This is a genomic window from Enterococcus cecorum, assembly GCF_052119425.1.
Taxonomy (GTDB): Bacteria; Bacillota; Bacilli; order Lactobacillales; family Enterococcaceae; genus Enterococcus_E; species Enterococcus_E cecorum_C.
Genome location: NZ_JBQKFH010000117.1, coordinates 1 through 383, shown reverse-complemented (window position 1 = coordinate 383; position 383 = coordinate 1). Strand labels below are relative to the sequence as shown.

The window sequence follows — 383 nt, the reverse complement described above, 5'->3', positions numbered from 1 at the left end:
CTTTTCATGACAATCTGGACAAGTACAAGCTTCTCCCGTCAATTCATGGTGGATGACTTCTGGTTTAAATTGTTGAAAAATGGCTTGCCGTTTGCCTTTCGCTTTTTTCCGGCGATAAGTAATGGTTTCTTCTTCTGGTTTACCTGGGACAGTCACTTTCTTCTTCAGGAAGTTCCATGTCATCAAACAGGCTCAATTGATTCTGATTATAGTCACGCTTTTCAGAGGATTTACCATAAAGTTTTTTGGTAAGGTAAGCGACTTGTTCGCGCAAAAGCGCAAGTTCATTAGACATTGCTTCAATTGTTTTTACTTGTGTTTCAATTGTTTTTGTCAGTCTTTCAATCGTTTTTTCTGATGATGACATCTTCGTTAACTCCTCA

1 protein-coding gene and 1 pseudogene are annotated in these 383 nt (G+C 38.4%); both read right to left on the bottom strand.

What is annotated here, in order from left to right; translation table 11 throughout:
- Positions 1-183, bottom strand: a pseudogene (locus tag ACTQZM_RS12090) (IS66 family transposase); the annotation flags it as partial.
- Positions 140-367 (bottom strand): hypothetical protein, encoded by a 228-nt coding sequence (locus tag ACTQZM_RS12085; protein WP_016183445.1) that lies wholly within the window; start codon positions 365-367, stop codon positions 140-142. The gene ACTQZM_RS12085 and the pseudogene ACTQZM_RS12090, both read right to left, overlap by 44 nt.
- Between the last annotated feature and the right edge of the window lie 16 nt (positions 368-383).

Coding starts and splice junctions, on each gene's coding strand:
- ACTQZM_RS12085 (WP_016183445.1), bottom strand. CDS start 367: ATGTCATCATCAGAAAAAACGATTGAAAGACTGACAAAAACAATTGAA.